The following is a 19,871-nucleotide window of genomic DNA, read 5'->3' as shown; positions in this document are numbered from 1 at the left end:
GCGCGAGGCTGGGTGTGCCAGGTCGTTCGCGCCGCCGGACGGGGTCGGGGGTCGGCTGGGACCGCGGCGGGTGCGACGGAGCCCGGCGTCCTTCCCGCTGGTCGGGACGGGCGCTCGGTTCCTTCACCACCGCACTGGCTCGCACGCCGCCGCGGTCCGTGCCACGCCCGCGCACCTCCGGCCGGCCACCCCTCATCCGGGCCGTCCGGCTGTGCGCGGGCCGTCTGTGTCAGTCCTCGCGCAGGGCGCGGACCGCCTCCGCCACGCGGCTGCCGTACTCCGGGTCGGCGGCGTGGAAGTGGGCCAGCCGGTACAGCTCGCCGGCCTGGAAGAAGTCGTCGTCCTTGGTGTGCAGGGGCGCCTCGTGGGTGCCGGTGTGGCCGTGCACCGCGAGGGGGGCCGACAGCGGGCGGCCGGTCTCGACCGGTCCGTCGTAGGAGTTCGGCTCGTAGTTCTTTGCCGCGCGGCCCTGCGCGTTGGCCGCCATGAAGCCGTCCCGGCCGTAGTTCCGCGCCGTCGTCGCCTTCGGGGCGTTCACCGCCAGCAGGGTGTGGTTGACGCCCAGGCGGTAGCGCTGGGCGTCCGCGTAGGCGAACAGGCGGCCCTGGAGCATCTTGTCGGGGGAGGGGCCGATGCCCGGCACGAAGTTGTTCGGGGCGAACGCGGCCTGCTCGACCTCGGCGAAGACGTTGTCCGGGTTGCGGTCCAGGACCAGCCGGCCCACCCGCCGGAGCGGGAAGTCGCGGTGCGGCCAGACCTTGGTCAGGTCGAACGGGTTGAAGCGGTAGTCGGCCGCCTCGGCCGCCGGCATCAGCTGCACATACAGCGTCCAGGACGGGTGCACGCCCCGCTCGATGGCCTGGAGCAGGTCCGTCTGGTGCGAGTTCGGGTCCTGGCCTGCCTGTTCGGCGGCCTGCTCGGCGCTCAGGCTGCGGATGCCCTGGTTGGTCTTGAAGTGGTACTTGACGAAGAAGGCCTCGCCCTCGGCATTCGTCCACTGGTAGGTGTGCGAGCCGTAGCCGTTCATGTGGCGGTACGACGCCGGGACGCCCCGGTCGCCCATCAGCCAGGTCACCTGGTGCGTGGCCTCGGGGGCGTGCGCCCAGAAGTCCCAGACGCTGTCCGGCTCCTGACGGCCCGTGAAGGGGTCGCGCTTCTGCGAGTGGATGAAGTCCGGGAACTTCAGCGGGTCCTTGATGAAGAACACCGGGGTGTTGTTGCCGACGAGGTCGTAATTGCCCTCCTCGGTATAGAACTTGACGGCGAAGCCGCGCGGGTCGCGGACGGCGTCGGCGCCGCCGAGGGAGTCGGCCACGGTCGAGAAGCGCAGGAACACCTCGGTGCGCCGGCCGACCTGGCTCAGGAAGTCGGCGTACGTGAACCCGGTGACGTCGTCGGTCACCTCGAAGTGGCCGTAGGCGCCGCTGCCACGGGCGTGCACCACGCTCCCCCACTGCCTTAAGGGCGTGGGAGGTGCCCCCACCGGGATGCGCTCGCGGTTGAACCGCGCCAGCTTCTCCAGGAGGTGCTGGTCCTGGAGGAGGAGCGGGCCGCCGAGGCCGGCGGAGGCTGAGTTCTGGTTGTCGGCGACGGGGGCGCCGGACTCGGTCGTGAGCACGCGCTTCGACATCGAGGACCTTCCGTGCGAGTGTCAGCGGAAAACTGTTTCCGCTTCGTGGAGCCTAGGAGTGGGGTGTTCCGGACGTCAACAGTTTGTTGAAGTCGGTTCCGGGCCGCGGCGCCGCCTGGGCGCGACAGGACAGGTGTCGGCGGCGCCGCGGCCCGGAAGTCTCAGACCCGGGCGCCGGAGAGGTGCTCGACCGCGCGCAGCAGCGCGGAGTGGTCCAGGCCGCCGTCGCCCTGCGCACGCAGGGAGGCGACCAGCTGGGCCACCACGGCACCGACCGGGAGCGCGGCGCCGACGGTGCGGGCCGCGTCCGTGACGATGCCCATGTCCTTGTGGTGCAGGTCGATCCGGAAGCCCGGCTTGAAGTCGCGCCGGAGGAAGTTGTCCTTCTTCCGGGCCAGCACGGTCGAGCCGGCCAGGCCGCCGCCCAGGACGTCCAGCGCGGCGGCCAGGTCCACGCCGGACTTCTCCAGGAAGACCACGGCCTCGGCGCACGCCTGGATGTTCACGGCGACGATCAGCTGGTTGGCGGCCTTCACGGTCTGCCCGGAGCCGTGCGGACCGCACAGCACGATGGTCCTGCCCAGCGCCTCGAAGACGGGCTTCGCGACGTCGAAGTCGGCCTGCTCGCCGCCGACCATGATGGACAGCACCGCCTCGACGGCGCCGGCCTCGCCGCCGGACACGGGCGCGTCCAGGACGCGGATGCCCTTGGCCGCTGCCGCCTTCGCCAGGTCGACGGAGGTCTGCGGGGTGATGGACGACATGTCGACGAGGAGCGCGCCGGACCGCGCGTTCTCCAGGATGCCGTCCGGGCCGTACGCGATGGCCTCGACCTGCGGGGAGGCCGGCACCATCGTGATGACCACGTCGGCGTCCCGCACGGCCTCGGCGATCGAGGCCGCGGCGCGGCCGCCGGCGGCGGCCAGCCGGTCCAGCTTGTCCTGCTCCAGGGTGAAGCCGGTGACGTCGTAACCCGCCTTGAGCAGGTTCTCGGACATGGGGGAGCCCATGATGCCGAGACCTATCCAGGCGATCTTGGGGAGGGTGCTCATTTTCGGGGTGCCTCTCTCACTGCTCTGCGGAGTCGGGGAGTTCAGTGCTGCCGGGCGCGCGCCTCGCGCGGGAGCCAGTCGAACGCCTCGGTACTCGGACGGTCGCCCGGCTTGTACTCCAGGCCCACCCAGCCGTCGTAACCGGCCTTGCCCAGCCGGTCGAGGAGGTCCTCCAGCGGGAGCGAGCCCGTGCCCGGGGCGCCGCGGCCGGGGTTGTCGGCGATCTGCACATGGCCGGTCTTCGAGGCGTACCGGTCGATCACCGCCGGCAGGTCCTCGCCGTTCATGGACAGGTGGTAAAGGTCCATCAGGAAGCGCGCGTTGCCGAGTCCGGTCGTCTCGTTGACCTGGTCGACGACGGCGACGGCGGCCGGGGCCGACACCAGCGGGTACCGCGGCGACTCGGGCGCGTTGAGGGCCTCGATCAGCAGGATCGCGCCGTTGCGGTCGGCCGCCTCGGCGGCGAGGGCCAGGTTCTCCAGCGCCAGCGCGTCCTGCTCGGCCGGGTCCACGCCCTCGACGCGGTTGCCGTACAGCGCGTTGAGCGACCGGCAGCCCAGGGTCCGGGCGAAGGCGGCGGCCACGTCGATGTTGGCGCGGAACCTCTCCGACTCCTCGCCCGGGACCGACAGGGCGCCCCGGTCGGGTCCCGGCAGCTGCCCGGCGTAGAAGTTCAGCCCGGTCAGCCGGACGCGCGCGTCCGAGATCGCCGTCCGCAGCGCGTCGAGCTCGGACCGCTCGGGGGTGGGGGAGTCGACCCAGGGCCACCACAGCTCGACCGCGGTGAAGCCGGCCGCGGCGGCGGCCGCGGGGCGCTCCAGGAGCGGGAGTTCCGTGAAGAGGATCGACAGGTTGACGTTGAAGCGCTGCTCTGCAAATCCCATGGGGGTCGCGCTCCCTTCCGCTGCCTAGTAGCCGAGTGGAAATTCCGTATTACGGAAGTTGTTTTCTGCTTAATGGAAGACTGCCTGTGACCGGGGAGAGCTGTCAAGGGCGCCCGCGCAAAACCCGCGCCCTACCCTGAAGTCATGGCTCGGTCCAACGACGAGGTCGCCGCCCTGCTCCAGGAGTACGCGGACCTGATCTCGATCACCGGCGGAGACGCGTTCAGGGCGCGGGTGTACGAGAAGGCCGCCCGGTCGGTCGGCGGCCATCACGCCGACGTCGCCACGCTCGACCTCAAGGGGCTGCGGGAGATCCCGAACGTCGGGAAGTCGATCGCCCAGAAGGTCCGCGAGTACCTCGACAGCGGCAGCGTGACCGCCGTCGAGGAGCTGCGGGCGAGGATCCCGGACGGGGTCCGGCGGCTGACGGCCATCCCCACCCTCGGCCCGAAGAAGGCGATGGCGGTCTACGAGGAGCTGGGCGTCTCGTCGGTCGAGGAACTCGCCGACGCCATCCACGGCGAACGGCTGCGCGACCTCAAGGGCTTCGGGCCGAAGACCGAGGAGAACATCCTGCACGGCATCGAACTGCTCCGGTCCTCGGGCGGCCGGGTGCAGATCGACGTGGCCATGGAGCTGGCCGAGGACATCGTCGGCGCGCTCTCCGGCGTGACCGGCTGCGAGCGGTGCGCGTACGCCGGATCGCTGCGCCGGATGCGGGAGACCATCGGCGACATCGACATCCTCGCCGCCGCCGGGGAGTCGGCGCCGCTCATGGCGGCGTTCACCCGGCTGCCGTACGTCACCGAGGTCATCGGGCAGGGCGGCACCAAGACCTCCGTACGCACCCGCAAGGGCCTCGACGTCGACCTGCGGGTCGTACCGCCGGACTCCTGGGGCGCCGCCCTGCAGTACTTCACCGGCTCGAAGGCCCACAACATCCGCACCCGCGAGATCGCGGTGCGCCAGAAGCTCAAGCTCTCCGAGTACGGACTCTTCGACGTGGAGAGCGGCGAGAAGATCGTCTCCGCGACCGAGGAGGAGGTCTACGCCCGGCTCGGCCTGCCCTGGATCCCGCCGACGCTCCGCGAGGACCGCGGCGAGATCGAGGCCGGGCTCCGCGACGAGCTGCCCGAGCTGGTCACCGAGGCCGGCCTCCGGGGCGACCTGCACACCCACACCGACCTCACCGACGGCCTCGCCCCGCTGGAGGAGATGGCCGAGGCCGCCGCCGCCCGCGGTTACGCCTACTACGCGGTCACCGACCACGCGCCCGACCTGGTCATGCAGCGGATGACCGACGAGCGGATGCTGGCCCAGCGGGAGCGGGTCCGCGCGCTCGACGGCACCTACCCCACCAAGGGCCGGCGCGGCGGCCTGCGGCTGCTGCACGGCACCGAGCTGAACATCGGCCCGGAGGGCGAGGTGGACTGGCCGGGCGACTTCCTCGCCGGGTTCGACCTGTGCGTGGCCTCGGTCCACTCGCACTTCAAGCAGAGCCGCGAGCGGCTGACCCGGCGGCTCGTCCGCGCCTGCGAGAACCCGTACGTGAACATCATCGGCCACCCCACCACCCGCCTCATCGGCAGGCGGCCTGGCATCGACGCCGACCTGGACGTGGTCTTCGAGGCCTGCGCCCGCACCGGCACCGCCCTGGAGATCAACGCCCACCCGCACCGGCTCGACCTGCGCGACGAGGACATCCTGCGGGCCCGCGGGCACGGCGTGCGGTTCGCCGTGAACAGCGACGCCCACGCCGTGCCGCACCTGGCCAACATGCGCTACGGCATCGGCACCGCCCAGCGCGGCTGGCTCACCGGGGACGACGTGATCAACACCTGGCCCGAGCGGCGGCTGCGGACCTTCCTGCGCAAGGGCCGGTGATCCCGGAGGGCTGCCCGAACATCGGCGCCGCGCGTTAGGTTGAGCGCGTGCGATTGAGAGTGGAGTTCACGACCGAGCCCTTCGACCTCGACGAGGCCCCGGCGCACGCGCTGGTCGCCCGTGAGGTCATCGAGGCGGCCGAGCTGGACGCGGTGGACGTCGGGCCGTTCGGGAACACGGCGGAGGGCGGCGCCGACGCCGTGCTCACCGCCCTGGACGCGCTGCTGCGCCGGAGCCTGGCGGCCGGGGCCACCCGGATCTCGCTCCAGGTCAACGTGGTGGGGGAGGGTGAGGGCCGGTGACCGGACACGGCGACGAGCCCTTCATCACGGCCGTGAAGCCGCTGGTCGACGCCATGGGCGGGGAGATGCTCCCGCCGGACGAGGCCGGCCCCGACGACGTCGTGCTCGCCTGGGAGGGCGCCGACGTGGTCGCCGTACGGCTGCCCCAGCTCGCGGACTCCCTCGACCACATCCTGGCCGCCATGGAGCGCAAGCAGGGCAAGCCGCTGGCCGACCTGGACCGCAAGGCCAAGCAGGAGGTCGTCCGGATACTGGAGGCGCGCGGCGCCTTCTCCGTACGGCACGGCGTGGAGACCGTGGCGAGCGCGCTCGGGGTGAGCCGCTTCACCGTCTACAACTACCTCAACCGCGAGAAGGAGAGCTGAGCCCCGGACTCCTGGGCGGGGGTTGTTACGCGGAATTTTCAACAAAGTGTTGACGCGGTGTTCCGGAGAGCGTTAGCTAACGGCAGCCCGTTCAGCACGAAGGCCGCCTACGGCCACGGAGGCTCCCGTGACGTCGACTTCCACGCCCCCGGGCCTGGCCCGGTTCAACGATCTGGAGGAGCGCGCGGCCCTCGCCGCCCTCCACGAGGCGTGCGCCTCCACGGCCTGGGCCCGGCAGCTGCTCGCCGCCCGGCCCTACGCCACCCCCGAGGCCCTCTACTCCGCCAGCGACGCCGCCATGGCCGAACTGGACCCGGCCGACCTCGCGGAGGCCATGGCCGGACACCCGCCGATCGGCCGCCCCCAGCCGGGCGACCCGGCCTCGGCCCGGGAGCAGTCCGGCATGGCCGGCGCCGCCGAGGCGCTCAAGGCCGAGATGCTCGAACTCAACCTGGCCTACCAGGAGCGGTTCGGCCATGTCTTCCTGATCTGCGCCACCGGCCGCAGCGGCGAGGAGATGCGGGACGCGGCCAAGGAGCGGATCGGCAACGCGCCCGAGCGGGAACGGGAGATCGTCCGCACCGAGCTGGGCAAGATCAACCGTATCCGGCTCGCCCGCATCGTCGAAGAGGACTGACCGCAGCATGAGCACCAGCACCACCGCCTCCGTGTCCACCCACATCCTGGACACCAGCGTCGGCCGCCCCGCCGCGGGCGTCGCCGTCCTGCTCTCCGCCCGCGGCGGCCGGGAGGCGGACTGGCAGGCGCTCGGCGGCTCCGCGACCGACGCGGACGGCCGGTGCAAGGACCTCCCGGACCTGCCGGAGGGGACGACACACGTACGGCTCGACTTCGCGGTGGAGCCGTATTTCGAGAAGCACCAGCAGAAGCACCAGCAAGCCGATGCGCAGCAGGACGCCCCCGCGAACCGGGACAGCGGACCGGCCGTGTTCTTCCCGGAGGTGGCGATCACGTTCGCCGTCGTACCGGGCGAGCACTACCACGTACCGCTGCTGCTCAACCCGTTCGGCTACTCCGTTTACCGAGGGAGCTAGCTACACATGCCTACGATTCTTGGACAGAACCAGTACGGCAAGGCCGAGAACCGGGTCGTCAAGATCACGCGGGACGGCGCCACCCACCACATCAAGGACCTCAACGTCTCCGTGTCGCTCTCCGGCGACATGGACGAGGTCCACTACTCCGGCTCCAACGCCAACGTCCTGCCGACCGACACCACCAAGAACACGGTGTACGCGTTCGCCAAGGAGCACGGCATCGAGTCCGCCGAGCAGTTCGGCATCCACCTCGCCCGGCACTTCGTGACCTCGCAGGAGCCCATCCACCAGGCCCGGATCCGCATCGAGGAGTACGCTTGGGAACGCATCGAGGCCTCTGACGCCCACTCGAAGTTCATCGGCGCCGACGAGGTCAGGCACTCGTTCGTGCGCAAGGGCCAGGAGACCCGGCTGACGCAGATCACGTACGACGGTGCGTCGTGGGAGGTCGTCTCCGGCCTGAAGGACCTGGTCGTGATGAACTCGACCAACTCCGAGTTCTGGGGCTACGTCAAGGACAAGTACACGACCCTGCCCGAGGCGTACGACCGCATCCTGGCCACCCAGGTCTCCGCCCGCTGGCGGTTCAACTGGACCGCGGACGAGCAGAAGATGCCCCACTGGGAGAAGTCCTACGAGCAGACGAAGAAGCACATGCTCCAGGCCTTCGCCGAGACCTACTCGCTCTCGCTCCAGCAGACCCTGTACCAGATGGGCTCGCGGATCATCGACAACCGGAGCGAGATCGACGAGGTCCGCTTCTCGCTGCCCAACAAGCACCACTTCCTCGTCGACCTGGAGCCGTTCGGGCTCAAGAACGCGACCGAGGACGGTGCCGTGTACTACGCCGCCGACCGGCCCTACGGCCTGATCGAGGCGACCATCCTCCGCGACGGCTGCGAGGCGAAGATCCCGGTGGACCTCACCAACCTCTGACCGACCCCTTCTCGGCACCCTCGGCCGGGGAGCCCCACTCCCCGGCCGCGGCACTCAAATCCCCAGGGTCCTGCCGTGCCCACTCCCCAAGTCCACTGAGCGAAAAGGACGAATCATGGCAGCAGACCGGCGCACCGTCATCGAGAACTGTTCGATCGCGACCGTCGACGCCCACGACACCGAGTACGCCGACGGGTACGTCGTCATCGCCGGCCACCGCATCGAGTCGCTCGGCGCGGGCAAGGCCCCCGAGGGTCTGGAGAACGTCGGGCGCCGCATCGACGCCGGCGGCCATCTGGTGACCCCCGGCCTGGTCAACACCCACCACCACTACTACCAGTGGATCACCCGGGGCCTGGCCACCGACCACAACCTCTTCAACTGGCTGGTCGCGCTGTACCCGACGTGGGCGCGGATCGACGAGCAGATGGTCTACGCGGCCGCGCAGGGCTCGCTCGCGATGATGGCCCGGGGCGGCGTGACCACCGCCATGGACCACCACTACGTCTACCCGAAGGACTCCGGCGACCTGTCCGGCGCGATCATCCGCGCCGCCCGCGAGACGGGCGTCCGCTTCACCCTCGCCCGCGGCTCGATGGACCGCAGCGAGAAGGACGGCGGCCTGCCCCCGGACTTCGCCGTCGAGACCCTCGAAGGCGCCCTCACCGCCACCGAGGCCACCGTGAAGGAGTACCACGACGCCTCCTTCGACGCGATGACCCAGGTGGCCGTGGCCCCCTGCTCGCCCTTCTCCGTCTCCACCGAACTCCTCCGCGAGGGCGCCGAGTTGGCCCGCCGGCTCGGGGTGCGCCTGCACACGCACGGCTCGGAGACCGTCGAGGAGGAGAAGTTCTGCCACGAGCTGTTCGGGATGGGCCCGACCGACTACTTCGAGTCCACCGGCTGGCTCGGCGAGGACGTGTGGATGGCGCACTGCGTCCACATGAACGACTCCGACATCGCCGCGTTCGGGCGGACGAAGACCGGTGTCGCCCACTGCCCGTCCTCCAACGCCCGCCTCGCGGCCGGCATCGCCCGCGTCCCCGACATGCTCGCCGCCGGCGTCCCGGTCGGCCTCGGCGTCGACGGCACCGCGTCCAACGAGTCCGGCGAACTCCACACCGAGCTGCGCAACGCGCTGCTGATCAACCGCCTCGGCGCGCACCGGGAAGCGGCCCTGAACGCCCGTCAGGCACTGCGCCTCGGCACCTACGGCGGCGCCCAGGTCCTCGGCCGGGCGGGCCAGACCGGCTCCCTGGAACCCGGCAAGCTCGCCGACCTGGTGCTCTGGAAGCTGGACACCCTCGCCCACGCCTCCATCGCCGACCCGGTGACCGCCCTGGTCCTCGGCGCCGCCGCCCCGGTCACCGCCTCCTTCGTGAACGGCCGTCAGATCGTCGAGGACGGCCGCCTGCTGCATGTCGACGAGGACGCGATCGCCCGCTCCACGCGGGTCGAGGCCCAGCGGCTGGCGCGCATCGCCGCCCAGTAACTCCTCTCCTTCGCAAGGCACTTGAGCTCCGACTGGGAGGGACGGCTCCCGGTCGGTAGCCGTGGACCCGCAACGGTCCACGGCGGCCGTCCCCTGGGCGCGTACGCCGGTCGTGCGCGCCCGGGAACGGTCACCGTCCTCCTCTCGGGTCCCGCACGACCTGGATCACCCGCACCACCTCCCAGACACCCGCGTCAGAGCCGACGTGTAACCGACCGGAGGAGCCGCCGTGTCCACGCAAGAAGTGCATCCCGTCGACGAGAAACTCCCCGCCCTGAAAATGGCCACCACGGGTCTGCAGCACGTGGCCGCCATGTACGCCGGGGTGGTCGCCCCGCCCCTGATCGTCGGCGCGGCCATCGGCCTGTCCGGCACCGAACTGACCTTCCTCACCGGCGCCTGCCTCTTCACCGCGGGCCTCGCCACCTTCCTCCAGACCCTCGGCGTCTGGAAGATCGGCGCCCGGCTGCCCTTCGTCAACGGCGTCACCTTCGCCGGGGTCGCCCCGATGACCGCGATCGCCGCCGCCACCCACGACAGGACCGACGCCCTGCCGGTCATCTTCGGCGCGGTGATTGTCGCCGGCCTCCTCGGCTTCCTCGCCGCCCCCTTCTTCAGCAAGGCCGTCCGCTTCTTCCCGCCCGTCGTCACCGGCACGGTCATCACCCTCATCGGCGTCTCGCTGCTCCCGGTGGCCTTCGGCTGGGCGCAGGGCCCCGACCCGGCCGCGCACGACTACGGTTCGGCGACCTACCTGGGCCTGGCCGCCGCGACCCTTCTCCTCGTGCTGCTCCTGCGGCGCTTCACCCGCGGCTTCGTGAAGCAGATCGCCGTGCTGATCGGCCTGGTCGCGGGCACGGTCGTCGCGATCCCGTTCGGGGTCACGGACTTCGGCCCGGTCGCGGACGCGGACGTCGTCGGCTTCCCGACGCCCTTCCACTTCGGCGCCCCGCAGTTCCAGATCGCCGCGATCCTGTCCATGTGCGTGGTGATGGTGGTCTCGATGACCGAGTCGACCGCGGACATGCTGGCGCTGGGCGAGATCGTCGAACGCCCCGCCGACGAGCGGACGATCGCGGCCGGGCTGCGCGCCGACACCCTCGGCTCGGCGATCAGCCCGCTCTTCAACGGGTTCATGTGCAGCGCCTTCGCGCAGAACATCGGGCTGGTCGCGATGACCCGGATCCGCAGCCGGTTCGTGGTCGCGGCCGGCGGCGGCTTCCTCGTCCTGATGGGGCTGTGCCCGATGGCCGCCTCCCTCATCGCCGTCGTCCCCCGGCCGGTGCTGGGCGGCGCGGGCGTGGTGCTGTTCGGCTCGGTGGCGGCCAGCGGTATCCAGACCCTGGTCAGGGCGGGTATGGAGAAGGACGAGAACGTCCTGATCGTCGCCGTCTCGCTCGCCGTCGGCATCGTCCCGATCACCGCCCCCGACTTCTACCACGCCTTCCCGCAGACCGCCCGGATCGTCCTGGACTCGGGCATCTCGACGGGCTGCGTGGCGGCCGTGGCACTCAACCTGGTCTTCCACCACCTCGGCCGACGGCCCCAGGCGGCGAAGGGTACGACGGCGACGGCCGCCGTACCCCGCCCGGCACCTCAGTCGATCTCGTAACTGTCCCCGTACACCTTCCACTTGAGCGGGGTGTCCAGGTCGAAGTTGCCCGCCTTGAGGAAGACCCGCTGGGCCGTCTCGACCCGGCTGACGTCCCGGTGGGCGGCCTCCTGCCGCATCGCCCACACCCGGGCGTCGAGGAAGGCGTTGAGGTACGTGCGCCGGCCGCCGCCGTCCGCCGGGGTGTCCGCGTGCCTGCGGGCGCGGGCACGGATGCCGCCGAAGCTGACGGCGTCCGTGCCGGGGCCGTGCATGACCATCGCGTCGTAGTAGACGAACTGCCCGAGTGTGCCGAGACCGTCCTTCTCGGCACGCGCCACGGCCGGGTCGAAATAGACGCGGTCGCGTTCGTGGCGCTGTGCCCTGCGGAAGGCCGTCGTCTTCGCCGCCTTCCGCCAGGCGGCGGGGAAGCCCGCCAGCCCCCGGTGGCTGTCGGTGCCGTTCACCTTCCTCAGCGCGGGCAGGTAGGTTGCCAGCGGATTGTCCGCGTCCCACTCCGTGTACAGCTCGACCAGCGTCAGCATGTCGCCCGTACCGGAGCAGAAGCCGATGATCCCGCCGGTGTAGCCGCGCCCGTCGCCGATGTCCTCCAGGTACTTGTACTGCGCCTTCCAGTTCAGCGACGAGTTCTCCGCGCTGCTCACCAGCCGCATCGCGATGTCCTTCTTCACCGGGTCCGCCAGCCCGGTCGCGTCCGCCGCCTCGGCCGCCGGCCATCGCGAGGTCAGCAGCGCGGCGCCCAGGGTGGCGAACAGCGTGCGGCGGGCGGCGCGTGCGTGCAGGATCGGCACAGGAACTCCCAAGCAGGGTGCTGTCAAAGGATGTCGAGACTGGCGCGGCAACTTGGGAAAGCGGTGGGGCGGCGGTAGGAAGTCACTGTGAGCCGACGGGTTCAGCGGCGCCGCGCCGCCTGGCAGGGTGCCGCCGCGGGCAGCCGGCCGGTGAAGTAGGAGCGGGGCGGGACGCCCATGAGGGCGCGGAAGTCGGACGACATGTGCGACTGGTCGTAGTAGCCGGTGACGGCGGCCAGTTCGGCCCAGGAGACCTCGGTGGCATGGCTGACCACCGCGCGGACCCGGTCGATCCGGGCGTAGTGCTTGGGGGAGAGGCCGACGCCCTCAGTGAAGAGGTTACGCAACTGCCGCTCACTCACCGCCAGTTCACGTGCCGTGTCGCGGACCGTGCCGGGCGTGCGGCCGGAGCGGACCGACAGCGCCGCGACGCCCGCGCGCACCAGCCCGGTGCGGCCGCCGTCCGCGACGGCGGCCAGCCGGTCCGGCAGTTCGTCCGCGAGGCGGGCCACCGCCTCCTGGGGCTCCAGCCACCGCAGCTCGTGCGCGAGCCCGCGGGCGGCCGCCCCGGGCACCGCCTCCAGCGGCAGGGACCGGCCCACCAGCTCGGCCGCCGGAAGACCCAGCAGCGGACGGGCCGTGCCGGGCGTGAGCCGCAGCTCCACGCAGGAGGAGAGGGGCTTGCCCTCGTGGTACGAGGCACGGACCCGCGGCCCGACGACCAGCGCACTGCGGTGGCCGTTCGCCGCGACCCGCAGGATCAACTTGGTGTCCGTGTCCGGGAGATGGACGTACGGTCCCCGCGCGGCGGCCTCGACGTCGAGGAGGCCGACGCGGGAGATCCAGGGGCGCAGCGGGCGGGGCACGGGCAGCGTCCGCGGGAACACGGCGTTCGTCACCCCTTCACGGTAGGCGTCGCGCGGGGCGGACGGGCGGCCGAGCCGTGCCGGATTTTCCTAGCACCCCGGGCCCGGCGCGGCCCACCGTGGTGGTCATGATCCTCGTGATGGGTGCCACGGGCACCACAGGCGGTGAAGTCGTACGACAGCTCGCGGCGCGCGGCGCGAAGGTGCGCGCCCTGACCCGGGACCCGGCACGGGCCCAGCTGCCCCCGGGGGTGGAGGCGGTGCCGGGGCACCACCGTGACCCGGCCTCGGTGGCGGCGGCCATGGCGGGCGCCGAAGCGGCCTTCCTGGTCGGCGTGTTCGGACCGGACGACTCCGAGCACGACCGGGCCCTGCCGGCGGCGGCCCGGGCCGCCGGGGTGCGGCGGCTCGTGAAACTCTCCGGCATCGGCTGCGGCGACCCCGCCGTCGGCCCGGTCGGCACCTGGCACCTGGCGGGCGAACAGGCCGTGCGGGACAGCGGACTGGAGTGGACCGTGCTGCGTCCCTCGGCCTTCGCGTCGAACACGCTGGGCTGGGCGCCGGCCGTGCGCTCGGGCGGGCCGGTGCCGAACCTGAGCGGCGCCGGCGGACAGGGCGTCGTCGATCCCCGCGACGTGGCCGAGGTGGCCGTCGCCGCGCTGCTCGACGCGCGGCACGCGGGGCGGACGTACACCCTGACCGGCCCCGAGGTGCTCAGCGTCCCCGACCAGGCCGCCGTCCTCGCCGAGATCCTCGGCCGCCCGGTCGGGACCCGCGAGCTGACCTCTGACGAGGCCCGGGCGCATCTGCGGACCCTGGGCTTCGACGACACGTTCGTCGACGCCTCCGAGCAGAGCAGGGCCTTCGTACAGCGGGGCGGCAACGAGGTCGTCACCGACGACGTGCCACGCCTCCTGGGGCGGCCGGCCCGGACCTACCGGGAGTGGGCCGTCGACCACAGGGACCTGTTCGCCGACGCCTGAGACCGGCCGGGCCGGCACGGGCGCGCGGCCAGCTCCGGCCCGGTCGGCTCCCGCCCGGCTCAGTCCCGCCCGGGCCGCAGTACGGTCGCCGCCAGGACCAGTGCCGCCGCCGCGAGGCCCACCGCCACCCGGAAGGCGAGCCGGTAGCCCTCGGCGGTGGCCGGGACCAGTTCGGCGCCGCCGCCCAGCAGCGTGTCCGTGCGGCTCGCCGCCAGGGTCGACAGCACCGCGAGCCCCAGTGAACCGCCCACCACCTGCGTGGTGTTGAAGAGTCCCGAGGCCAGACCGGCGTCCTCCCCGGGGGCGCCGGACATGGCCAGACCGGTCAGCGGGGGCATCGCGGCGGCGAACCCGGCGGCCAGCAGCAGCATGGGCGGCAGGACGTCGGCCGGGTAGGAGCCGTCGGCGGGGGCCCGGCTCAGCAGCGCCATGCCGCCGGTGATCAGGACGAGGCCGGTCAGCAGCACCGGGTACGCGCCGAAGCGGCCGACCGTCCGCGCGGACAGGGTCGTCATCAGCAGCCCGATCGCCAGGGGCGCCGGCAGGAAGGCGAGGCCGGTGGTCAACTCGTCGAATCCCAGGACGCGTTGGAGGTAGAGCGCGCCGATGAACTGAAAGCCGTACATCGTCGCCACCATCAGGACCTGTACGGCGTTCGCGCCGGTCAGCAGCCGGGAGCGGAGCAGCCCCGGCCGCAGCAGCGGGCGGTCGGCACGGATCTGCCGGAGGGTGAACGCCACGAAGAGGGCGAGGGCGAGCGCCGCCAGGAGCAGGGTGGCGGTCCTGCCGCGGTCGCCGGAGCCGACGATGACGTACACCGTGAGCATCAGCGCGCCGGTGACCAGTGCCGCGCCCGGGTAGTCGGCGCCGTCGCGGAGCCCGGCGCCGGGCTCGGGGGACAGCACCCGGACCGCCGCCAGCCAGGCGACCACGCCGATCGGCAGGTTGATCAGGAAGATCCAGTGCCAGCCGGCCGCCTGGGTGAGCGCCCCGCCCAGGAACGTGCCCAGCGTGGCTCCACCCGCCCCGACCGCACTGAACACCGCGATGGCGCGGGCCTGTTCGCGCGGCTCGGGAAAGAGCGCCACCAGCATGCCGAGCACCACCGCCGACGCCATCGCCCCGCCGACCCCCTGGACGGCCCGGGCCGCGACCAGCAGTTCCCGGCTCGTCGCCAGTCCGCAGAGCACGGAGGCCACGGTGAACACGGCGATCCCGGCCGTGAACATCCGCTTGCGGCCCAGCAGGTCACCCAGCCGGCCCGCCAGCAGGAGCAGCCCGCCGAACGGGATCAGATACGCGTTCACCACCCAGGCCAGCCCCGCCCCCGAGAAGCCCAGGTCCGTTTGCATCGCGGGCATCGCGACGGTCACGATGGTGCCGTCCAGGATCGTCATGAGGGCTCCCGCGCACAGCACGAGCAGAGAGGTCCAGCGGGAGTACGTCCGGTGCGGTGTCCGGGTCCGTGACGAGATGAGGGCCGTCATGGCGGCGTGGCCTCCGATGTTCCGTAGTCTCCGGAGGAACCGTCCGTGTCGGCTGGTATCGATTGGTATCGATCGGTTCCTTGGTGCACGACTTGTAACGGAGTTCATCGTGGGTGACCATGGAGGCCGGCGTAAGGAGGCAGGTCGATGTCCCTGAGGAACACCGGTGTTACGTCGCAGGTCGTGAACGCGCACGCGTGCCCGGTCCGCGAGGTTCTTGACAGGGTGGCCGGCAAATGGAGCGTCCAGATCCTGGTCGCGGCCTCGCACGGCCCCATCCGCTTCACCGAGCTGGAGCGCGGCATCGAGGGCATCAGCCGCCGGATGCTCACCCTCACCCTGCGCAACCTGGAGCGGGACGGTCTGGTGACCCGCACCGTCCACCCGACGGTGCCCCCGAAGGTGGAGTACGAACTCACTCCGGTGGCCTACGAGCTGCACGAGACCCTGCAACGGCTGACCGACTGGGCCGAGCGCAACCGCGGGTACATCGCGCAGGCGCGGGCGGCCTACGACGTCGAGCACAATCCCGAACTGCTCGACGCGTAGACGGAGTCCGAGGGACCCTGGACGTCCCTAGAACCCGAACAGCTCCGGGTCCGAGGTGAGTTCCTTGAAGATCTCGCGCGGATCGGCGACCAGCTTGCGGGCCTTCAGGTCCAGCAGCCCGCCGACCGCGTCGACCTCGGCGGCCAGCGTGCCGTCCGCCTTGGTCATCTTCTGCACCATCCGGAACGCCTTGCCGCCGCTCCAGTCGAACGCACAGGTCACATCGACCTCGTCACCGGCGAGCAGCTCCCGCTTGTACCGGATGGTCGTCTCCAGCGCCACCGGGCCCACGCCCCGGCCGATCAGCCGGGCCTGGCTGACCCCGGCCGCCCGCAGCAGCGACCAGCGGGCGTGCTCCGCGTAGTTGATGTACACCGCCTGGTTCAGATGGCCCTGCACATCGGTCTCGTAACCACGGACCGTGACGCGGACGGAATACGGTTCGCTCACGACTTCCCTCTCTCGTGTACGACGCACTGATCTACCGTCCGCATCCTGGCACGCCCGTCACACCCGGCGGGGCGATGCCAGCAGATAGCGCGTTCTGGTCCGGGGCTCCGTGTACTCGCCGGTCTGCCAGCCGGCCTGCTCCAGCGTGGCCGCGCAGGCCCGCAGGCGCTCACCCTCCGGTGCGTACACGGCGACCGCCTCCGGCTGCGGGGTCGCCCGCACCCGGTAGCCGGCCCGGTCCGGTCCCTCGGGCGGGTGCCCGGCCGCCTCCAGGGCGAGCGCGGCGGCCCGCACCAGATGCGCGCGCTCCCAGCCGCACGGCCGGTCCACGGCGCCGTCGGGGTTGGTCATCCGGCGCAGTTCGAGCAGTCCCTGCCAGGCGCTGTGCACCTCCCGCACGCGGGCGGGCCCGCCGTCGGCCGTCTCCTCGCCGCCGACGCGCGCCGCGAAGACCCCGTCCGGTTCCGGTGGGGCCGCCTCCCGGGGCTGCGCGGCCTCCTCCCGGGTCCGGTGCCCCGCCGGTGTCAGGAAGTGGTCGTGCGGCGGGCGCGGGTGCCGGAAGGCGAGGCCGTGCCGCACCAGGGCCGCCAGCTGTGCCTCCGTACCGCGCAGCCGCCCGGTGACCGGGTCGGCGGCGTCGATGACCCGCCGCTGCGCGGCGGTGGGCGGTCGGGCCACGGCGTGCTCCTTCCCGGTGCCGAGCGGTACTGATCCCTTCTCCGAAGGCTACGACCGGGGACTGACAGCGGGGCCTGACAGCGGGGACTGGCGGTGGGGGCTGACAGCGGGGACCGACGGTGGGGGCTGACGGTGGGGGCTGACAACGGGGGCGGCTCAGGTGCCCGGCCGGATGTTCCAGCCCGCGATCACCGGCCGCGCGTGCTCCGTGCCCAGCCGGCACAGCGTCCCGGTCGCCAGCTGGAAGAGGGCCCCGGCGGACGGCTCCAGGCCCAGGCGGCGGGCGGTGAGGACCCGCAGGAAGTGGCCGTGGGCCACCAGCAGCACGACCCCCTCCGTGTTGGCGAGGGCCGCGTCGACCTTGGCCAGCATCCGGTCGGCGCGCTCCCCGACCTGCTCCGGGGTCTCCCCGGGATGCTCCGGCGGACCCGGCGCGACCCCGTCCGTGAACAGGAACCAGCCCGGCCGGGTGCGCTGGATCTCCACGGTGGTCACGCCCTCGTAGCCGCCGTAGTCCCACTCCCGCAGATCGGCGTCCACGCGCGCGTCCGGCACCCCGATCAGCTCGGCGGTCTCCCGGGCCCGCTGCAGCGGGCTGACGAAGGCGGCGCCGATGCGGTGGGAACGGATCAACGGCACCAGCCGGCGCGCCTCCTCCCTCCCGTGCTCGGTGAGCGGGACGTCGGTCCAGCCGGTATGCCGTCCGGACCGCGACCACTCGGTCTCACCGTGCCGGACGAGGAAGACATCAGCCATACGTCAGAGGCTAAGAGCCCGGCGCTCCGGTTCGGCGCACGCACGCGCCCGGAGTCCGTACCCGGCATCCCCCGGAAGGAGCAACGAGCCCCCGCCGCTGCCGCTACTGCCGGTAGCCGCTGAGGAACCGCCCGATCCGGCCGATCGCCGTCTCCAGGTCCTCCGCGTGGGGGAGGGTGAGGATGCGGAAGTGGTCGGGGGCGGGCCAGTTGAAGCCGGTGCCCTGGACGACCTGGATCTTCTCCTGGAGGAGCAGGTCCAGGACGAACTTCTCGTCGTCGTGGATCGGGTGCGCCTTGGGGTCGAGGCGCGCGAAGGCGTAGAGGGCGCCCTTCGGCTTGACGCAGGAGACACCGGGGATCTCGTTGAGCTTCTCCCAGGCCACGTTGCGCTGCTCGTAGAGCCGTCCGCCGGGGACGACGAGTTCGCGGATGGACTGGCGGCCGCCGAGCGCGGCCTGGATCGCGTACTGGGCGGGCGCGTTGGCGCACAGCCGCATGGAGGCCAGCATGGTGAGGCCCTCCAGGTAGTCCTTGGCGTGCTGCTTCGGGCCGGTGACGACCATCCAGCCCGAGCGGAAGCCGGCCACCCGGTACGTCTTGGACAGGCCGCAGAAGGTGAGGACCACCAGGTCGGGGGCGAGCGCGGCGGTCGAGTGGTGGACGGCGTCGTCGTACAGGATCTGGTCGTAGATCTCGTCCGCGAAGACCATCAGGCCGTGCCGGCGGGCCAGGTCGAGGATGCCCTCCAGGATCTCCTTCGGGTAGACGGCGCCCGTCGGGTTGTTGGGGTTGATGATGACCACGGCCTTGGTGCGGTCCGTGATCTTCGACTCCATGTCGGCGAGGTCCGGGTACCAGTCGGCCTGCTCGTCGCAGAGGTAGTGCACCGCCCTGCCGCCGGCGAGGGTGGTCACCGCCGTCCAGAGCGGGAAGTCGGGGGCGGGGATGAGGATCTCGTCGCCGTCCTCGATGAGCGCCTGTACGGCCATCGACACCAGCTCGGAGACACCGTTGCCGAGGAAGACGTCGTCGACGCCGACCTCCAGGCCCAGTGTCTGGTAGCGCCCCGCCACGGCCCGGCGGGCGGAGAGGATGCCGCGCGAGTCGGTGTAGCCGTGCGCCTGCGGGAGCATCCGGATCATGTCCTGGAGGATCTCCTCCGGTGCCTCGAAGCCGAACAGCGCGGGGTTGCCGGTGTTCAGCCGCAGCACGCTGTGGCCCGCCTCCTCCAGTGCGTTGGCGTGCTCGATCACCGGTCCGCGGATCTCGTAACAGACCTCGCTCAGCTTGTTGGACTGCCGGAACTCCATTGCGCCCCTCCGGAAACTCGTGTTGCTTGGTTTTACCAAGTGGGAGCTTGGAAAGTCCAACATCTTGTCTAGACTGCGTCGCATGCCACCTCGCCGAAGCTACGACCAGTACTGCTCCGCAGCCCGCGCCCTCGACGTCGTCGGCGACCGCTGGGCCCTGCTGATCGTCCGGGAGCTGCTCGCCGGCCCCCGCCGCTACACCGATCTGCACGCGGATCTGCCCGGGGTCAGCACGGACGTCCTCGCCTCCCGGCTGAAGGAACTGGAGCGGGACGGCATCACGGCCAGGCGGCGGCTGCCGCCGCCGGGTGCGGTGTACGTCTACGAACTCACCGCGCGCGGCCGGGAGTTGCTCCCGGTGCTACAGGCGCTGGGCAAGTGGGGCGAGGCCGAGCTGGGCGAACGCCGGCCGACCGACGCCGTACGCGCCCACTGGTTCGCGCTGCCGCTGCTGCGGGCCCTGGACGGCGAGGGCCTGGTCGAAGTCCGGCTGGGGGAGGGGGACTTCCATCTGCACGTCGGCGTGGAGGACGGCCCGGTGTACGGCGACGGTCCGGCGCCCCGCGAGCCCGACGCACGGCTCGCGCTCGACGCCGGGACGGGTACGGCCCTGGCCCGGGGCGAGTTGCGCCTGCTGGACGCGGTACGCGACGGACGGGTGACGGTGACCGGCGACGGCACCCTGGCCAAGGCGCTGCGGGAGGCCTGAGACGACGACCGGGCCCCCGTGGACGGGGGCCCGGTCGGTGGAACGGACAGGGGAGCAGGCGGTGGATCGGGCAGT

General features: G+C 71.8%; 21 protein-coding genes. 11 read left to right on the top strand and 10 right to left on the bottom strand.

Going from position 1 to position 19,871, the window contains the following annotated elements:
- Window positions 1–229: 229 nt before the first annotated feature.
- The 3 genes from ACIPSJ_RS49190 to ACIPSJ_RS49180 form a co-directional block, all read right to left on the bottom strand.
- Window positions 230–1,630: a catalase gene (locus ACIPSJ_RS49190; RefSeq protein ID WP_401356394.1), complete on the bottom strand. Its 1,401-nt coding sequence runs from the start codon at window positions 1,628–1,630 to the stop codon at window positions 230–232.
- A 161-nt stretch (window positions 1,631–1,791) separates the two neighbouring features.
- Complete coding sequence (locus ACIPSJ_RS49185; protein ID WP_401356392.1) at window positions 1,792–2,682, bottom strand: 2-hydroxy-3-oxopropionate reductase; 891 nt, start codon at window positions 2,680–2,682, stop codon at window positions 1,792–1,794.
- A gap of 41 nt (window positions 2,683–2,723) precedes the next feature.
- Window positions 2,724–3,566, bottom strand: coding sequence for a TIM barrel protein (locus tag ACIPSJ_RS49180; protein ID WP_401356390.1), 843 nt, complete (start codon window positions 3,564–3,566; stop codon window positions 2,724–2,726).
- A gap of 144 nt (window positions 3,567–3,710) precedes the next feature.
- Between ACIPSJ_RS49180 and polX the strand changes: the two genes are divergently transcribed.
- The 8 genes from polX (at window position 3,711) to ACIPSJ_RS49140 (ending at window position 11,215) form a co-directional block, all read left to right on the top strand.
- Complete coding sequence (gene polX, locus ACIPSJ_RS49175; protein ID WP_401356387.1) at window positions 3,711–5,450, top strand: DNA polymerase/3'-5' exonuclease PolX; 1,740 nt, start codon at window positions 3,711–3,713, stop codon at window positions 5,448–5,450.
- 47 nt (window positions 5,451–5,497) lie between these two features.
- Window positions 5,498–5,752 carry a hypothetical protein gene (locus ACIPSJ_RS49170; RefSeq protein ID WP_359225336.1) on the top strand — a complete coding sequence of 85 codons (255 nt, stop codon included), beginning with the start codon at window positions 5,498–5,500 and terminating at the stop codon, window positions 5,750–5,752.
- The gene (locus tag ACIPSJ_RS49165) at window positions 5,749–6,117 is read left to right on the top strand and encodes a helix-turn-helix domain-containing protein (protein ID WP_355715013.1); all 369 of its coding nucleotides are present in this window, start codon (window positions 5,749–5,751) and stop codon (window positions 6,115–6,117) included. Before ACIPSJ_RS49170 ends, ACIPSJ_RS49165 begins: the two co-directional genes overlap by 4 nt.
- A gap of 127 nt (window positions 6,118–6,244) precedes the next feature.
- A complete protein-coding gene (gene uraD, locus ACIPSJ_RS49160) occupies window positions 6,245–6,754 on the top strand; it encodes a 2-oxo-4-hydroxy-4-carboxy-5-ureidoimidazoline decarboxylase (protein WP_401356383.1) in 510 nt (169 codons plus the stop codon).
- Window positions 6,755–6,761: 7 nt separating this feature from the next.
- Window positions 6,762–7,172 carry a hydroxyisourate hydrolase gene (gene uraH, locus ACIPSJ_RS49155; RefSeq protein ID WP_359225329.1) on the top strand — a complete coding sequence of 137 codons (411 nt, stop codon included), beginning with the start codon at window positions 6,762–6,764 and terminating at the stop codon, window positions 7,170–7,172.
- A 6-nt stretch (window positions 7,173–7,178) separates the two neighbouring features.
- Window positions 7,179–8,111, top strand: a complete 933-nt coding sequence (pucL, locus tag ACIPSJ_RS49150; protein WP_401356380.1) for a factor-independent urate hydroxylase — start codon at window positions 7,179–7,181, stop codon at window positions 8,109–8,111.
- A gap of 115 nt (window positions 8,112–8,226) precedes the next feature.
- Window positions 8,227–9,603 (top strand): 8-oxoguanine deaminase, encoded by a 1,377-nt coding sequence (locus ACIPSJ_RS49145; RefSeq protein WP_401356377.1) that lies wholly within the window; start codon window positions 8,227–8,229, stop codon window positions 9,601–9,603.
- 280 nt (window positions 9,604–9,883) lie between these two features.
- Window positions 9,884–11,215, top strand: a complete 1,332-nt coding sequence (locus ACIPSJ_RS49140; protein ID WP_401356466.1) for a nucleobase:cation symporter-2 family protein — start codon at window positions 9,884–9,886, stop codon at window positions 11,213–11,215.
- Here ACIPSJ_RS49140 and ACIPSJ_RS49135 read toward each other — a convergent pair.
- Together ACIPSJ_RS49135 and ACIPSJ_RS49130 are read right to left on the bottom strand one after the other, a co-directional pair.
- The gene (locus ACIPSJ_RS49135; RefSeq protein ID WP_401356375.1) at window positions 11,200–12,006 is read right to left on the bottom strand and encodes a chitosanase; all 807 of its coding nucleotides are present in this window, start codon (window positions 12,004–12,006) and stop codon (window positions 11,200–11,202) included. The genes ACIPSJ_RS49140 and ACIPSJ_RS49135 overlap by 16 nt on opposite strands.
- A gap of 101 nt (window positions 12,007–12,107) precedes the next feature.
- Complete coding sequence (locus ACIPSJ_RS49130; RefSeq protein ID WP_401356373.1) at window positions 12,108–12,905, bottom strand: helix-turn-helix domain-containing protein; 798 nt, start codon at window positions 12,903–12,905, stop codon at window positions 12,108–12,110.
- A 95-nt stretch (window positions 12,906–13,000) separates the two neighbouring features.
- Here ACIPSJ_RS49130 and ACIPSJ_RS49125 point away from each other — a divergent pair, with 95 nt between their 5' ends.
- Complete coding sequence (locus ACIPSJ_RS49125; RefSeq protein ID WP_401356371.1) at window positions 13,001–13,855, top strand: NAD(P)H-binding protein; 855 nt, start codon at window positions 13,001–13,003, stop codon at window positions 13,853–13,855.
- A gap of 59 nt (window positions 13,856–13,914) precedes the next feature.
- On the opposite strand, the gene ACIPSJ_RS49120 is transcribed toward ACIPSJ_RS49125, so the two are convergent.
- Entirely contained in the window at window positions 13,915–15,342 is a 1,428-nt protein-coding gene (locus ACIPSJ_RS49120) for an MFS transporter (RefSeq protein WP_401356368.1), read from the bottom strand.
- A 147-nt stretch (window positions 15,343–15,489) separates the two neighbouring features.
- On the opposite strand from ACIPSJ_RS49120, the gene ACIPSJ_RS49115 reads away from it, so the two are divergent.
- Window positions 15,490–15,891, top strand: coding sequence for a helix-turn-helix domain-containing protein (locus tag ACIPSJ_RS49115; RefSeq protein ID WP_359225314.1), 402 nt, complete (start codon window positions 15,490–15,492; stop codon window positions 15,889–15,891).
- Window positions 15,892–15,918: 27 nt separating this feature from the next.
- Here the strand turns inward: ACIPSJ_RS49115 and ACIPSJ_RS49110 are convergent, their stop codons facing one another.
- The 4 genes from ACIPSJ_RS49110 to ACIPSJ_RS49095 form a co-directional block, all read right to left on the bottom strand.
- Window positions 15,919–16,341, bottom strand: a complete 423-nt coding sequence (locus ACIPSJ_RS49110) for an acyl-CoA thioesterase (RefSeq protein ID WP_401356366.1) — start codon at window positions 16,339–16,341, stop codon at window positions 15,919–15,921.
- Between the two features lie 57 nt (window positions 16,342–16,398).
- Window positions 16,399–17,019: a hypothetical protein gene (locus ACIPSJ_RS49105; protein ID WP_359225310.1), complete on the bottom strand. Its 621-nt coding sequence runs from the start codon at window positions 17,017–17,019 to the stop codon at window positions 16,399–16,401.
- A gap of 156 nt (window positions 17,020–17,175) precedes the next feature.
- Entirely contained in the window at window positions 17,176–17,775 is a 600-nt protein-coding gene (locus ACIPSJ_RS49100; RefSeq protein ID WP_359225307.1) for a histidine phosphatase family protein, read from the bottom strand.
- A 103-nt stretch (window positions 17,776–17,878) separates the two neighbouring features.
- Complete coding sequence (locus ACIPSJ_RS49095) at window positions 17,879–19,087, bottom strand: pyridoxal phosphate-dependent aminotransferase (RefSeq protein ID WP_401356363.1); 1,209 nt, start codon at window positions 19,085–19,087, stop codon at window positions 17,879–17,881.
- 82 nt (window positions 19,088–19,169) lie between these two features.
- On the opposite strand from ACIPSJ_RS49095, the gene ACIPSJ_RS49090 reads away from it, so the two are divergent.
- The gene (locus ACIPSJ_RS49090) at window positions 19,170–19,796 is read left to right on the top strand and encodes a winged helix-turn-helix transcriptional regulator (protein ID WP_401356361.1); all 627 of its coding nucleotides are present in this window, start codon (window positions 19,170–19,172) and stop codon (window positions 19,794–19,796) included.
- Window positions 19,797–19,871: the final 75 nt, after the last annotated feature.

The sequence above is a fragment of the Streptomyces sp. NPDC090088 genome, assembly GCF_044747345.1.
In the GTDB taxonomy this organism is placed as follows: domain Bacteria; phylum Actinomycetota; class Actinomycetes; order Streptomycetales; family Streptomycetaceae; genus Streptomyces.
The sequence above is the reverse complement of the archived record's forward strand: the minus strand, read 5'-3'. Positions and strand labels throughout refer to the sequence as shown.

Coding starts and splice junctions, on each gene's coding strand:
- ACIPSJ_RS49190 (WP_401356394.1), bottom strand. CDS start 1,630: ATGTCGAAGCGCGTGCTCACGACCGAGTCCGGCGCCCCCGTCGCCGAC.
- ACIPSJ_RS49185 (WP_401356392.1), bottom strand. CDS start 2,682: ATGAGCACCCTCCCCAAGATCGCCTGGATAGGTCTCGGCATCATGGGC.
- ACIPSJ_RS49180 (WP_401356390.1), bottom strand. CDS start 3,566: ATGGGATTTGCAGAGCAGCGCTTCAACGTCAACCTGTCGATCCTCTTC.
- polX (WP_401356387.1), top strand. CDS start 3,711: ATGGCTCGGTCCAACGACGAGGTCGCCGCCCTGCTCCAGGAGTACGCG.
- uraH (WP_359225329.1), top strand. CDS start 6,762: ATGAGCACCAGCACCACCGCCTCCGTGTCCACCCACATCCTGGACACC.
- pucL (WP_401356380.1), top strand. CDS start 7,179: ATGCCTACGATTCTTGGACAGAACCAGTACGGCAAGGCCGAGAACCGG.
- ACIPSJ_RS49145 (WP_401356377.1), top strand. CDS start 8,227: ATGGCAGCAGACCGGCGCACCGTCATCGAGAACTGTTCGATCGCGACC.
- ACIPSJ_RS49140 (WP_401356466.1), top strand. CDS start 9,884: ATGGCCACCACGGGTCTGCAGCACGTGGCCGCCATGTACGCCGGGGTG.
- ACIPSJ_RS49125 (WP_401356371.1), top strand. CDS start 13,001: ATGATCCTCGTGATGGGTGCCACGGGCACCACAGGCGGTGAAGTCGTA.
- ACIPSJ_RS49120 (WP_401356368.1), bottom strand. CDS start 15,342: ATGACGGCCCTCATCTCGTCACGGACCCGGACACCGCACCGGACGTAC.
- ACIPSJ_RS49115 (WP_359225314.1), top strand. CDS start 15,490: ATGTCCCTGAGGAACACCGGTGTTACGTCGCAGGTCGTGAACGCGCAC.
- ACIPSJ_RS49100 (WP_359225307.1), bottom strand. CDS start 17,775: ATGGCTGATGTCTTCCTCGTCCGGCACGGTGAGACCGAGTGGTCGCGG.
- ACIPSJ_RS49095 (WP_401356363.1), bottom strand. CDS start 19,087: ATGGAGTTCCGGCAGTCCAACAAGCTGAGCGAGGTCTGTTACGAGATC.
- ACIPSJ_RS49090 (WP_401356361.1), top strand. CDS start 19,170: ATGCCACCTCGCCGAAGCTACGACCAGTACTGCTCCGCAGCCCGCGCC.